This window comes from Brassicibacter thermophilus (genome assembly GCF_055378355.1).
On sequence record NZ_AP042446.1, the window covers coordinates 2,681,702 to 2,695,097 of the forward strand.

12 protein-coding genes and 1 pseudogene are annotated in these 13,396 nt (G+C 31.8%); 2 read left to right on the top strand and 11 right to left on the bottom strand.

All coding sequences use genetic code 11. The annotated features are described in order from the left end of the window. Positions 1-8: 8 nt before the first annotated feature. Genes nagB through nagE form a run of 4 tightly spaced genes read right to left on the bottom strand, consistent with a single transcriptional unit; the run spans position 9 to position 3,503 of the window. Positions 9-746, bottom strand: a complete 738-nt coding sequence (nagB, locus tag ACZ41D_RS12865; protein ID WP_464151816.1) for a glucosamine-6-phosphate deaminase — start codon at positions 744-746, stop codon at positions 9-11. A gap of 56 nt (positions 747-802) precedes the next feature. Beyond that, complete coding sequence (locus ACZ41D_RS12870) at positions 803-1,294, bottom strand: PTS sugar transporter subunit IIA (protein WP_464151817.1); 492 nt, start codon at positions 1,292-1,294, stop codon at positions 803-805. 48 nt (positions 1,295-1,342) lie between these two features. Further along, complete coding sequence (locus ACZ41D_RS12875; RefSeq protein WP_464151818.1) at positions 1,343-2,065, bottom strand: sugar isomerase domain-containing protein; 723 nt, start codon at positions 2,063-2,065, stop codon at positions 1,343-1,345. A 28-nt stretch (positions 2,066-2,093) separates the two neighbouring features. After that, the gene (gene nagE / locus ACZ41D_RS12880) at positions 2,094-3,503 is read right to left on the bottom strand and encodes an N-acetylglucosamine-specific PTS transporter subunit IIBC (RefSeq protein WP_464151819.1); all 1,410 of its coding nucleotides are present in this window, start codon (positions 3,501-3,503) and stop codon (positions 2,094-2,096) included. A 122-nt stretch (positions 3,504-3,625) separates the two neighbouring features. Between nagE and ACZ41D_RS12885 the strand changes: the two genes are divergently transcribed. Continuing rightward, positions 3,626-4,657: an IS6 family transposase gene (locus ACZ41D_RS12885; RefSeq protein ID WP_464151820.1), complete on the top strand. Its 1,032-nt coding sequence runs from the start codon at positions 3,626-3,628 to the stop codon at positions 4,655-4,657. A gap of 233 nt (positions 4,658-4,890) precedes the next feature. Here the strand turns inward: ACZ41D_RS12885 and ACZ41D_RS12890 are convergent, their stop codons facing one another. The 3 genes from ACZ41D_RS12890 to ACZ41D_RS12900 form a co-directional block, all read right to left on the bottom strand. Further along, positions 4,891-5,352: a PRD domain-containing protein gene (locus ACZ41D_RS12890; RefSeq protein WP_464151821.1), complete on the bottom strand. Its 462-nt coding sequence runs from the start codon at positions 5,350-5,352 to the stop codon at positions 4,891-4,893. 135 nt (positions 5,353-5,487) lie between these two features. Then, complete coding sequence (locus ACZ41D_RS12895; RefSeq protein ID WP_464151822.1) at positions 5,488-6,690, bottom strand: transposase; 1,203 nt, start codon at positions 6,688-6,690, stop codon at positions 5,488-5,490. 71 nt (positions 6,691-6,761) lie between these two features. Continuing rightward, positions 6,762-7,361 carry a PRD domain-containing protein gene (locus ACZ41D_RS12900; RefSeq protein WP_464151823.1) on the bottom strand — a complete coding sequence of 200 codons (600 nt, stop codon included), beginning with the start codon at positions 7,359-7,361 and terminating at the stop codon, positions 6,762-6,764. A gap of 315 nt (positions 7,362-7,676) precedes the next feature. On the opposite strand from ACZ41D_RS12900, the pseudogene ACZ41D_RS12905 reads away from it, so the two are divergent. Continuing rightward, positions 7,677-9,114, top strand: a pseudogene (locus tag ACZ41D_RS12905) (IS1182 family transposase). A 19-nt stretch (positions 9,115-9,133) separates the two neighbouring features. Here the strand turns inward: ACZ41D_RS12905 and murA are convergent. The 4 genes from murA to atpD form a co-directional block, all read right to left on the bottom strand. Then, positions 9,134-10,387 (bottom strand): UDP-N-acetylglucosamine 1-carboxyvinyltransferase, encoded by a 1,254-nt coding sequence (murA, locus tag ACZ41D_RS12910; protein WP_464151824.1) that lies wholly within the window; start codon positions 10,385-10,387, stop codon positions 9,134-9,136. Between the two features lie 28 nt (positions 10,388-10,415). Beyond that, positions 10,416-11,225, bottom strand: a complete 810-nt coding sequence (locus ACZ41D_RS12915) for a YwmB family TATA-box binding protein (RefSeq protein WP_464151825.1) — start codon at positions 11,223-11,225, stop codon at positions 10,416-10,418. Positions 11,226-11,539: 314 nt separating this feature from the next. Continuing rightward, on the bottom strand, positions 11,540-11,941 hold the full coding sequence (locus tag ACZ41D_RS12920; protein ID WP_464151826.1) for a F0F1 ATP synthase subunit epsilon: 402 nt from the start codon (positions 11,939-11,941) through the stop codon (positions 11,540-11,542). Between the two features lie 44 nt (positions 11,942-11,985). Continuing rightward, a complete protein-coding gene (gene atpD, locus ACZ41D_RS12925; protein WP_464151827.1) occupies positions 11,986-13,377 on the bottom strand; it encodes a F0F1 ATP synthase subunit beta in 1,392 nt (463 codons plus the stop codon). Positions 13,378-13,396: the final 19 nt, after the last annotated feature.

Consider the following 13,396-nt stretch of genomic DNA (forward strand, 5'->3'; position numbering starts at 1 on the left):
CCTAATTTTTAATAATTTTGATATTCTTCTGCTGCCTCTTTATCCATTATGATTGTTATGCTACTATGTAATAACAAAATGGATGCTGGTATTTTTGTGGTTATGGTATTGTTTTTTAACAGCCGTGCCATTATTTTAGCTTTGTTTTTACCATTTGCAAGAAGCAGTATTTTTTTTGCTTTCATTATTTGGCCTAATCCCATAGTTATAGCTTTTTTCGGTACTTCATCTATTGAATCAAAAAATCTCGAATTTGCTTTTATAGTGCTTTGAGTAAGCGTTGTTAGATGTGTTCCTACGCATAATTCTTCGTCAGGCTCATTGAATGCTATATGCCCATTAGCACCAATACCTAATAATTGAAGGTCAATTCCTCCTGCTTTTTCTATAGATCTATCATATTCTTTTACATATTCGTCTATATTTTTTACTTGTCCATCTGGTATATGGATATTTTGAGGATTTATGTTTATATGGTTAAACAGATTTTTGTACATAAAATAGTGATAGCTTTCCTCATTTTCTGGTGAAAGTCCATAGTATTCATCAAGATTAAATGTAGTTACTTTAGAAAAATCTACTAAGCCTTTTTTGTTTTTTTCAATTAGTTTTTTATATGTGCCTATAGGGGTACTTCCTGTAGCTAATCCTAAAACTATGTCTGGTTTTTTATTGACCTCATTTGAAATTATTTCTGCAGCTTTACTGCTTAGTTCCTCATAATCTTCTGTAATAATTAACTTCATGTTAATTACTCCCTTTTTTTTATATTTGGGATGCACTGAGAACTGTCCCAGCGCATCTATTTTTTTAATTTAATAGATATTAAATCTTCACCGCTATTAACATTACTATCTTTAAGGATTTCAATGCTTTCAACCTTATCCATATTTGTAATAATAATAGGTGAAAGTATTGAAGGTACCTTGCCTTTAATATCTTCCCAATTAATCTTTATAAGTTTATCTCCAACATTAACCTGTTGACCTTCTTCTACAACTGCTTCAAAGCCTTCACCTTTCAACTTAACAGTATCTATACCTAAATGTATTAATACTTCTAATCCTTCCTTAGTAACTATTCCAATGGCATGTTTTGCAGAAAAAAGCTTTACTATTGTACCAGTTACTGGTGCAGTAAGCCATTTACCCTTAGGGTCTATAGCTATACCATCTCCTACAATCTTTTGTGAAAAAACTTCATCAGGTACATCTTCTAGCTTCACTATATTACCAGTTAATGGGGATTTTATTGTTTGCTGTTTTGATTTGCCAAATCTAAAAAATCTTATCATAACATCATTCCTTCTGCATTATATTCCTATCTTAAATTATTATAACACTTATAAATGTTTAATTCTACCGTCATACTTTTCATATAAATCATCATTATTATATCCATCTATATTTTGGCTAGTATATACAGGTAGTTTATATCCTTCTTTTGATAAAATATTTAGAGTTTCTGCGACTATGCTGTTTACTATTAGTGAACCTGCTATTGTTGATGCTGGACCTGATGTAACACCATTAAAATCGAGCAAGAAATCCCCTTTTGGTACACAGTTATCTATTACTAAATCTGCTATCTCAAATAATCTCTTCCCACTTGAATGCCTTGATTCACAAGATTTTGAATGGCTTAATGATGTAAGTGCTATCAGATAGATACCCTTTTCTTTTGCTAACATTGCCATTTCTACTGGAACACTGTTTCTTCCTGAGTTTGATATTATGACCATGATATCGCCTTTATTTATAGAGTATTGGTCCCATATGATTTTTGCAAGCCCTGGTAATCTTTCCATCTTACTGCTTTTTCTTGCTCCAAAATTAGTGATGATAGTATCATCAAGCATTGCATTTACTGCTGCTAATCCACCTGCTCTAACAAACATTTCTATACCTATTATGTGTGAATGACCTGTTCCAAAAACGTGTATAATTTTATCTTTTTTTATTGTCTCTGCAAATACCTTTGCTGCCTTTTTTATATTATCCATTTGTGTTTCTTCTACTTTTATTATTAATTTTTGTATTTCTTCTATATACTTTGTTGCTGACATATATATCCCTCCATGCTCTTATTTACTTTTATTTTCTTAAAGATTTTAGCTGGTTATTTATTTCTTCTGCAATGTTTTCAGCCTTTGTTCCTACTACAACTTGAATATTATTTCCTACCTTTAACACACCTGATGCACCAATTGATTTTAGTCCTCTTTCATTTATCAATGAGCTGTCTTTTAATTTTAAACGAAGACGAGTAATACATGCTTCTACAAACTCAAGATTTTCAGGTCCGCCAAGGTATTCAATATATGCATTAGCTCTTTCTATTCCACCAGCATCTATAACAGCTTTTTTATCCATGTCTATTTCATCCATAGATATCTCTTCTTCTCTTCCTGGTGTAGCTAATTTAAATTTAGTTATAAAGAACCTGAAAACAAAGTAATAAATAAAGAAGTATACTATTCCTACAGGTATAATAAGCCAAGCCTTTGTAGCTAACCCATAATTTAGTACATAGTCTATTAATCCTGCAGAAAAACCAAAGCCATGCTTAATGCCTAATAGGTTGCAAACAATAAGCGAAGAACCTGTCAAAGCTGCATGAAGTACGTAAAGTAATGGTGCAACAAAACAGAAGCTAAATAGCAAAGGTTCACCAATACCTGTTAATGCAAATGTCAATGCTGCACTTAGCAAGACACCACCTGCTGATTTTTTATTCTCTGGTTTAGCACAATGATACATCGCAAGAGCTGCTGCGGGCATACCAAACATAAATATTGGATAAAAACCAGCCATAAATATACCAGCGTTTGGGTCCCCAGCAAAAAAACGTGATAAATCTCCTGTTATTACTTCTCCAGTCCCATTTGTAAATGAACCAAATACAAACCATATCAAGCTGTTAAGAACATGATGAAGCCCTGTAGGAATTAACAACTGGTTGAAAAATCCATATAAACCAACTCCTATTGAACCTGAAGTAGTAAGCCACTCTCCAAAGGAATAGATAATATTTTGAATAGGTGGCCAAACATACCCTAAAATTGCTGCTAAAACAACACAACTAGCTCCTGTAACTATTGGTACAAACCTCTTGCCTGCAAAAAAGCCTAATACATCTGGTAGTTTAATATTATGAAATTTGTTATACAAACTACCTGCTACACAACCTGCTATAATACCAGCTAAAACACCCATATTAATTTCTGGATTTATTGTCTTAGCTCCTTCAGTTAATACAAAATATCCTACTGCACCTGCTAAGCCTGTTGTACCTGAGCTATCAAAAGACAATCCTACTGCAACACCTATAGCAAAAAGTAATGCTAAATTTTCAAACAATATTCCTCCTGCTCTAGTAATGAAAGGAATATCGAACAGGTCAGGAGCGCCTAACCTTAGTAATAATGCAGCTGCTGGTAATATTGCTATTGGAAGCATAAGTGCTTTACCTATTCTTTGCAGCTGACCAAAAAAACCTTTCATAAATAATTCCTCCTTTTATTTTATTACGTTCTGTTAACTTAAATGAAAATTGAAAGCCTCGAACTCCTTTAGGTATAATAGTAATTGTCAACCAAACATTACTCCAAAGGAGGTCGAGGCCTATGACTATTATACCAAAAATTAAGTGTCCTAGATGTAATTCTTCAAAACTTTATAAATTTGGCAAAGATCCTTACGGTTATCAAAAGTATCAATGCCGTGATTGTAAACGTCAATTCTCTACAAAGCCTAAATCTAATACTTCACGTAATAGCAAATATCCAAGATGCCCCAAATGTGGCAAAGCATCTTTTATTCATCATGATTATAAGCACTATACAAACTACAGATGCTCAGATAAAAAATGTTATCATTCTTTCTTTATCGCAAAACCAACTACTATCCATAATCCCTCATCGTCTAATCTTTCTGGTAAAACTAATTTTAAAAGAATGAGATTTCCTATGTTTGTTATTATTACTGCCCTTAACCTTTATTTTTTAAATAACTCTTCAACAAGAAAAATATCACAGTTTCTTTATATTACATATAATATTAAGGTTTCCCATGTATCAATTGCATCCTGGGTTAAAAAGTTTGCACCTTTGTTTGACAGTATGGCTAATAAGTTTTCTTCACACATTGACTTATCTTCTTCTGATGAGTGGCATGCTGATGAAACTGTTGTTAAAATTAATGGTAAAAAACATTATCTCTGGTTTATCATTGATTCTGAAACTCGCTTTATTATAAATTTTCATCTATCTCCTTACAGAAATTCTAACCAGGCCTTCAGCCTTTTTAAAAAAGCAAAGAAATTTGGCATTCCTAATACTATCGTTACTGATAGATATAGTGCTTATAAGGTGCCTGCTAAATCTATCTTTGCCGGTGCCAACCATATAAGAGTTGAATCTTTTGATGATGATATATCAAACAATATAATTGAATCTTTTAATAAGGAATTTAAAGCCTGGTATAAACCAAAGCGAGGTTTTAACTGTTTCGAAAGCGCTAATAACTTAATTGCAAACTTTGTATTCTTCTTTAATTATATACGGCCTCATTCTTCTTTGAGTAACCTTACTCCTGCCCAGGTAGCAGGTGCCAAATATAGCGATAGAGATCGCAGTAATTGGTTATTATCTGCATAATATTTACTTGTTAAGGGTTCTCTCTGCTTTGCCTTATTTCTTGGTTTATTTGCTATGCAATTTTTATTTTTACAGCCCTTAACCATTCCATAGCTATTTAAAATAAAGCTGTCAAGGGCGAGCTTTGCTCGTTTATCTTGACCCTTGACAGCTTTATTGTAATAGCTAAAATTCATATAGGGCTGTAAGGTCAAGATCCATTAAGAATTTTTCTATAAAATCATGCTATTTTTTCATTTTAAGTTAACAGTTCCTTTTATTATTAAAAAAGGCATGAGTTTATAAATAATACAGGTTTCCCTGATATTTATAAGCTCATGCCTGAATAAACTCAGTAACACGCTTATAGTATTAGTCAACAGTATTAAAAAAACTAATCTCTGTAGATGAAGTGCTATATACCCTAGCTCTCCTTCACAAACATCCTTTCCTATGCTGTTTTTAATTTCATTACCAAGTATTTTAGCAATTTTAAAAGTTTCTTGATAATCTTTTTTTATCGCTTCAAGCAATGGATTTTCAATTAACTTGCCTTTTTTTATTCTTTCTATAGTAAATCTTAGATGAGTAATTAACCTATAATAACTAAAATCAGAGCTGTCAAATTTTATTCGCAACTCATTTTCAACTATTTCAACTAATCTTTTTATTAATAAAGTATATCTTACTGTCTCTGATACCTGAGGAAATTGCATAATTCATCTTTTTTATAGTAGAAAAAAAGAGCATAGAGCGATAGCTTATTGAAAATGAGATTTTAAATTTGATATTTTTGATATTTATTTTTGAATAATGCAAAGAACCTCCTAAATAAATATAATTTTATGCCGTTAGGCAGCTTTATTAACAGTTTTACTTGAGTTTAACGATATTGTTCCAGCTATAAGTGCTATGCAATTTAATAATGAGTGGACCATGGCTTTTTTAATACCTTTGGACCTTATATTATCTAAATTCAGATATTCTTTAAGTCTACTATTACATCTTTCAACTGATGTCCTTTTATCATATAACTTTTTCCAACTAGTAGAAGGCCTTAAAGGATATCCATAATGCCTTGGATTTTCCTTATAATTGACTTTAAAAGTATATCCGTAGGTAGAAGAAGAACACCAATTCATTCCATGAGGGCAATTACACTTACCTAAAACATGAGGACAACGAAATTTAAGATAACTACCATCTTTGCCCCAATACACTAGTTTATATCCTGCGGAGCAGATAGGATTAAAATCTTCATCTAATCCAGCAGGTGGAGCATAGCTTCGTCTAGGATTGTAAGCTATTATTGGAATACCATTAAATTCGTTTATTATATCTTTATAAACATACTCAAAGTCATACCCAGAATCCATAGCATAATATTTAGGCTTAAAAATATCTTTATAATTATTAAAAAATTGCTTTATTAAAGGTATAGCTACAGTGCCATCATAAGTATTTGCTGGGGTTACTAAAATATCTAATGGCAGTTCGCTTTTAGAATCACATAATATATGAAGTTTCCAACCAAACCACTTTACAGTGTTACCATTAGTATCCTTTTTAATCCCCCAGTTAGGGTTGTAGTCATTATCTACGATATATTTTTTAGGCTTAGCAGTTTCATAAGAACTTAATTTTGTTGAATCAATAGAGATATGTTCTCCATCAATTATATTAAGTTCTTTTGCTTTAACAACTAAAGAATGGAACAATTGCTCAAGTTCATCTGTTTGAGTCAATTTATCTAAGAATCTGCTAAAAGTAGATTCAGATGGTACTTTGCCAAGGACACCAAAACCACAACAATATCTTAGAACAGGATTTTGCTTAAGATTAAGAACTAAATCTTTTATAGTCTGAATTTTTTCTACTTGCATAGCAATCAAAGCATAAATTAAAGTTTCAGGCTCATAGCCCTTCGGGCCTTTAGAATTATGAGATTTTCTTAGTTTACAAGCTAAATTAGAAACGTCAATTTGAGATAAAATCATCTCTAATTTAGTTTTTTGTTGAAATTCCATAATTTCCTCAAAGGAAATTAAGCACATTTGTCGAATATACATTTAAGAAGTTTCACTCCCTTCGGGTATAGAGTTTGCTTACTTAATATATTCGACATTTAGGGGTGAAACTCCTTTTTGCGTTTACTGAAATTTAGAAAAATCAACAATTTAAAATTATGCAATTTCCTCACCTTTTTATTTTGCCTTGCAGAATGAAGGTGTAACGCAATAAATCCAGTTTCATCCTCTGGCATCTTTACACCAAAAGCTTCTTCTATTTTTTTTATTGCTTGTTTTGCTACTTTGTATTCTGATTTGTAAAGTATTTGTATTTCATGTAAAAATGGGTTACTAATTTCTAATCCTGCTTTTATTCTTTCAATAGCAAAACAAATATGGTCAGTTAAAGCTATATGAATATGAGGGTTAAGTTCACCTAATGCTTTTTCAGCAAGGAATATTATTTCCTCACTTATCCCCATTGCAAATGAATTAAATTGGTTTACAAGCTTATAGTATTCTCTTTTTATTTTTTCATCATATGGTATAAATATTTTTTCAACTTGATTTGAATCAAATGTGACTAAATCATTAATTTTACGACCGAATCCTATTCCTTTGCCAATCAGTATTGCTTCTTGTTTTTCCGATTGACTAAATGTTAAAATGACATTATTATTTAATACTTTTAGTATTTTATATTTACCATTTGGCATATAAAACTCCTCCGTTAAAACAAAAAGCAAAATACTTTTGCATAAAAACAAAAAACCAAAAAACTAATATAGTTTAAAAAACTAATATAGTTTTTTGGTTAATGCCTGAATTTAATCAGTAACACACCAAATCGTACATATGCCTATTTTATTTACTAATTCTATGTTACCGTAATAATTCAAGTTTGTCAATAGGAAAAATAGTCGATAAAAGCATTATTTCCTGGGAAATTGTTGAGGACAAAAGAAAAAGAAGACTTTAAAATCTTCTCATACTGTTGACAAAGTTAAAAAAACAAAAATAAATTTAAAGGAATCCAAAATTCTGTGAAATTATTAATAATAGATGATTTAGTACCTGAAAATCACCTACTGAGAGAGATTGATAAGTACATTGATTTTATATTCATATATAATTTATTTGAAAATTTATATTGTTTAGATAATGGAAGACCATCAATTGACCCTGTTGTGCTTTTTAAAATGATGTTAATTGGATATTTGTTTTGAATTAGATCTGAAAGAAGTTTAATTGATGAGATTACAATAAATATAGCGTACAGATGGTTCTTAGGTCTTTCATTGACCGATAAGGTCCTAGATTATTTAACTATTAGCAAAAACAGACGTAGAAGATTTAATGGAATCTATGTTTTTGAGAAAATATTCGATAGAATTGTATTTCAAGCTATAGATATGGAATTAGTCAAAGGTAAAATACTTTACACAGATTCTACTCATTTAAACGTTAATGCAAACAAGCAAAATTTTGAAAAGAAAGAAATTAAATAATTTGTTAAAAACTATGTAAATACTTTAGAAGAAGATATAAATACAGACTGAGAAAAACATAATAAGAAACCTTTTAAAAAAACATAAGCCAGTAAAAAAGATGATAAAATCTAGCACTACAGACCCTGATAGTGGATATACGTTCATAGATAGAAAGCCAAAAGATTTCTTCTATCTAGAACATAGAACTGTTGACAGTAAAAACAATATAATTACTGATGTACATATAACTCCAGGGAATGTAAATGATGTTAAGCCATATCTAGAAAGGCTAGATTATCAAATAGAAAAATTTGGTTTTTACACAAAATATGTAGGACTAGATGCAGGCTATTTTACAGCACCAAATTGCAAAGGTTTAGAAAAAAAGAGAGATTCAAGGAGCAATAGCTTATAGGCTTGGACCTCATAAAAAAAATAAATACACAAAAAACAAATTTCAATATATAGAAGAGTGGGATGTATATGCATGCCCCAACCCAACGGTTCTTAGAATATAAAACTACAACACGTCAAGGATATAAAGAATATGTTAGTAATAAAGAACATTGTAAAACATGTAAACATAGAGACGAATGCCTAATTGGAGATAATGAATATAGAACTATAAGAAGACATGTTTGGAAAAATATAAAGAAAAGGTAAAAAGTTTTATAAAAAATGATATTGGAAGAAAAATATATTAGAGAAAGAAACAGTAAAGCGAAGCTTTACAGATTCTAAAGAACTCCATGGGCTTCGCTGTTGTCGCATGCGCAGAATTAGCAAAGTTAGGGAACAAAGTTACATGACTGCGGTAGTACAAAATATTAAGAAGATAGCTAATATGCTATCGCAGTCTATTTTAAACTATTCAAAACATGATATTACTATAAAATTAATTAAATATCTTAATAATAATCATATATTTTACATAATTCAAAAACCCACGATTTTCATCGCAGGTTTGTCATTAACCTAAGAAGACATAGTAGTCTTCTTTAATCAATCCTATATATTTTTGCACCAATTTTTGACAGTTTTTCTTCTATATGAGTATATCCTCTGTCAATATGATAAATATTGCTTATTTCTGTCGTTCCTTCAGCTATTAGTCCAGTAAGCACTAATGCCGCACCTGCTCTTAAATCTGTAGCTTTTACAGGTGCTCCCATAAGTTTATTAGTACCTTGTATAATTGCACTTCTTCCATCTATCTTTATATCTGCTCCCATTCTTTTTAATTCGTCTACATGCATAAACCTATTTTCAAATACTGTTTCTATAATAATACTTGTTCCTTCTGCTACACTCATAAGTGCCATAAACTGTGACTGCATATCTGTGGGGAAACCTGGATATGGTAAAGTTTTTATATCAACTGCCTTAATATGTTCTGTGCCTTTTACTCTTATACTATCTCCATTTTCTTCAACTGTAACACCTATTTCTCTAAGTTTTGCTATTATAGGCTTTACATGATCTGCTATGACATTTTCAACTACTACATCTCCTTTAGTTATTGCAGCTGCAACCATATATGTTCCAGCTTCTATTCTGTCAGGTATTATTGAATGTTCTGTGCCTCCTAGCTTTTCTACGCCTTTTATCTTTATTGTACTAGTACCCGCTCCTTTTATATCAGCACCCATCTTATTAAGGTAATTTGCTAAATCCACTATTTCGGGTTCCATAGCAGCATTTTCTATTATAGTTTCACCTTTTGCAAGGGTAGCTGCCATCATTATGTTTTCAGTAGCTCCAACACTAGGAAAGTCTAAGTATAATTTATTTCCAGTCAATTTTTCTACTGCTGCTTCTACGTATCCGTGTCCAACCTTTATGTCTGCTCCTAAAGCTTTAAATCCTTTTAGGTGAAGATCTATAGGACGTGTACCTATAGCACATCCGCCTGGCAAAGAAATACGTGCTTTACCCATTCTTGCTAGAAGAGGACCCATTACTAAAAATGATGCTCTCATTTTTCTCATAAGGTCATAGGGAGCTTCAAAATTATCAATATTTGATGAATTAATCTCTATTTTACCTCTTTCAGTTCTTTTTACATCTGACCCTAAAGAAGTAAGTACTTCACTTATTACATCGACGTCCTTCAAATCTGGTACATTATCTAATATAGTGTTTTCAGTTGCCAACAAGGAAGCTGCAATAATTGGCAGGGCAGAATTTTTAGCCCCACTTACTCTTATGTTTCCATTTAGTGGGGGACTTTTTTCTACTATTAGTTTTGTCACATTTTTTCCTCCCTTATTATGTTTGGTTTTAATAGCCTGTAGTGATTATTGGAGTGCCAATCCATATATAAGTACTGTCTTCATATTCATTGTATCTCATAGCAATATTTAAATTCATCTTTTTATTTCCTGTATATAAATATTCAGTAATATTCGATGTGAATGCAGATATACTCGTCAAATTATCATCTACTAATCCTTCTACTTTGTACCCGTCAACTGTCTGCAATGCTATACTTATTTTTTTATATATTTCACTACTACTTAATTTTCCCTTAAAAGTCCCAGTAATGCAAGTGGAAATTTTTGATTTCTTGTTGTATTTATCGTATATATCCTCAATTTTAGTCTTTAATGGTTCTAAATTCTCAATTTCTTGATATTCAATTACATCTATGTAAAGATCTGTCTCTTCTGTGCCTAAAGATATGTCTTTATATGACACTACAATAGCGGTAATTGTCCTATTAGCGTCATCTTGTCCACAAATAACAAGTTGATTGTAATTATTTCCCTCAGATAGACTAAAGCTGTATAATTTCTCATCAGCATTATTATTTAATTCAAAAAATTGATTGTCGTTCACAAGTTTCCCTTGAATATTTAATGCCTCTACAAGTTCTAAACCTAGAGTAGATAATTGTTCTTTGTTCAAATATTGGTCGTTAATTTTGCTATTAAAATTCATATTCATTTCTAAGAAATTAGCCCCAGTTGCCTTAAATGAATTTATTACTGCTTTTTCATCTGTAAGATTAGTTGTATCAGCCCATACATAGTTCATGATAGAAAGCAATACTACTAATGCAATAAGTCCCACAGTTTTAAATTTACTCATACTCTCTCTCCTCTCTTTCCTTTAAAACACAAGGGGACGGTTCTGTGTGTTGATTTTTCAACACAAGAGAACCGTCCCCTTGTGTCATATTATTTGAACACAAGAGAACCGTCCCTATGTGTTCTTGTTTTTGAGGAAAAGGTGGGGTGACAAAAATGTAAAGGGGGACAAAACATTTTTATCTTTTTCTTCTTTTCCTCTAAAATAAGTATTGACAAAGAGAGGCTTGTATTATACATGCTTTTTTATTTTTTATTTTTTATATGTGAACAAATCTTAAATAAAAAATAAGCCAGATAAACAAATTACCTGACTTATTTTTCTTTTGCAATATTTATTCTGTTTAATGCTTTTTGTAAAGCTATTCTAGCTCTTAAAACATCTATATTTTCATCATTGCTTTCAAGTCTTTTCTCTGCTCTTTCCTTTGCTGCCTTTGCCCTTTCTACATCTATTTCTTCAGGCCATTCTGCTGAATCAGCTATAATAGTAGTTTTTTCCTCGGCGATTTCCATGTACCCTCCAGCAATGGCTGCACATCTTGTCTGTCCATTTTGTTTTATCTTTATTTTGCCTATAGCAAGGGGAGTTACTAATGGAGTATGGTCTTTTAAAATGCCCATATCTCCTTCTAAGCCTCTTACTACTACCATTTCTACCTCATCTTCGAAGAACTTTCTATCTGGCGTAACTATCTCTAAAGTAAATTGAGACATACAATCCCTCCATTTCAAATCGTAGCAGGCTAGAATTACATAACTTAAGCTTTTGCTCTTTTTACTACATCATCTATTGTGCCAGCATATAGGAATGCTGATTCAGGTATATCGTCATGTTTTCCTTCTAATATTTCTTTAAATCCTCTTATTGTTTCTTTAAGAGGTACATATACTCCAGGTTTCCCAGTAAATTGTTCTGCTACATGGAATGGTTGTGAGAAGAAACGTTGTATCTTTCTAGCACGAGCAACTATTATCTTGTCTTCATCTGACAATTCGTCCATACCAAGTATAGCAATGATATCTTGAAGTTCTTTGTATTTTTGAAGTACCTCCTGTACTCCACGGGCTACTTTATAATGTTCTTCCCCTATAACTACTGGGTCAAGTATCCTTGATGATGAATCCAATGGATCAACTGCAGGATATATACCTAATTCAGATATTGAACGAGAAAGAACAGTAGTAGCATCCAAGTGAGCAAAAGTTGTCGCTGGTGCAGGGTCTGTTAAGTCATCAGCAGGAACATATACTGCTTGAACTGATGTTATTGAACCACTCTTTGTTGATGTAATTCTCTCTTGAAGCTGTCCCATCTCAGTTGCCAATGTTGGTTGGTATCCAACGGCACTAGGCATACGTCCAAGTAATGCAGATACTTCTGAACCAGCTTGTGTAAATCTAAATATGTTATCTATAAATAAAAGAACATCTTTATTTTCTTGATCTCTAAAATATTCTGCCATAGTTAATCCAGTAAGTGCAACTCTCATTCTTGCTCCAGGTGGCTCATTCATCTGGCCAAATACAAGAGATGTCTTGCTTAAAACTCCTGATTCTTTCATTTCATAATAAAGGTCGTTACCTTCTCTAGTTCTCTCACCAACCCCAGCAAATACAGACAAGCCACCATGCTGTTTAGCTATGTTGTTTATAAGTTCTTGGATTATAACAGTTTTACCAACTCCAGCTCCACCAAATAAACCTATTTTACCACCTTTTGCATAAGGTGCAATAAGGTCTATAACCTTTATACCAGTTTCAAATATTTCTTTTGCTGTTTCTTGTTCTTCAAATTCTGGTGGATTTTTATGAATTGGAGATGTAATTGTAGTATCAACCTCTCCAGCCTCGTCTATAGGTTCTCCTAAAACGTTAAACATTCTACCTAACGTAGCATCTCCTACTGGTACAGTTATAGGTCTACCAGTATCTATAGCTTTCATTCCTCTTTTTAACCCATCAGTTGGAGACATAGATATACATCTTACTGTATCGTCTCCTATATGCTGTGCAACCTCAGCAACTATCTTATTATCATCTTTTTCTATAACAATAGCATTTAATAGCTTTGGAAGATTTTCTTCATCAAATCTCACATCAATAACAGGTCCGATTATCTGAACAATCTTACCTTCATTTGTTACAGCCATTTATTTCACATCCTTTCCT

What these genes read in the sequence shown, in the direction of transcription:
- nagB (WP_464151816.1), bottom strand. Translation starts at nt 746, where the DNA reads ATGAAGTTAATTATTACAGAAGATTATGAGGAACTAAGCAGTAAAGCT.
- ACZ41D_RS12870 (WP_464151817.1), bottom strand. Translation starts at nt 1,294, where the DNA reads ATGATAAGATTTTTTAGATTTGGCAAATCAAAACAGCAAACAATAAAA.
- ACZ41D_RS12875 (WP_464151818.1), bottom strand. Translation starts at nt 2,065, where the DNA reads ATGTCAGCAACAAAGTATATAGAAGAAATACAAAAATTAATAATAAAA.
- nagE (WP_464151819.1), bottom strand. Translation starts at nt 3,503, where the DNA reads ATGAAAGGTTTTTTTGGTCAGCTGCAAAGAATAGGTAAAGCACTTATG.
- ACZ41D_RS12885 (WP_464151820.1), top strand. Translation starts at nt 3,626, where the DNA reads ATGACTATTATACCAAAAATTAAGTGTCCTAGATGTAATTCTTCAAAA.
- ACZ41D_RS12890 (WP_464151821.1), bottom strand. Translation starts at nt 5,352, where the DNA reads ATGCAATTTCCTCAGGTATCAGAGACAGTAAGATATACTTTATTAATA.
- ACZ41D_RS12895 (WP_464151822.1), bottom strand. Translation starts at nt 6,690, where the DNA reads ATGTGCTTAATTTCCTTTGAGGAAATTATGGAATTTCAACAAAAAACT.
- ACZ41D_RS12900 (WP_464151823.1), bottom strand. Translation starts at nt 7,361, where the DNA reads ATGCCAAATGGTAAATATAAAATACTAAAAGTATTAAATAATAATGTC.
- ACZ41D_RS12915 (WP_464151825.1), bottom strand. Translation starts at nt 11,225, where the DNA reads ATGAGTAAATTTAAAACTGTGGGACTTATTGCATTAGTAGTATTGCTT.
- ACZ41D_RS12920 (WP_464151826.1), bottom strand. Translation starts at nt 11,941, where the DNA reads ATGTCTCAATTTACTTTAGAGATAGTTACGCCAGATAGAAAGTTCTTC.
- atpD (WP_464151827.1), bottom strand. Translation starts at nt 13,377, where the DNA reads ATGGCTGTAACAAATGAAGGTAAGATTGTTCAGATAATCGGACCTGTT.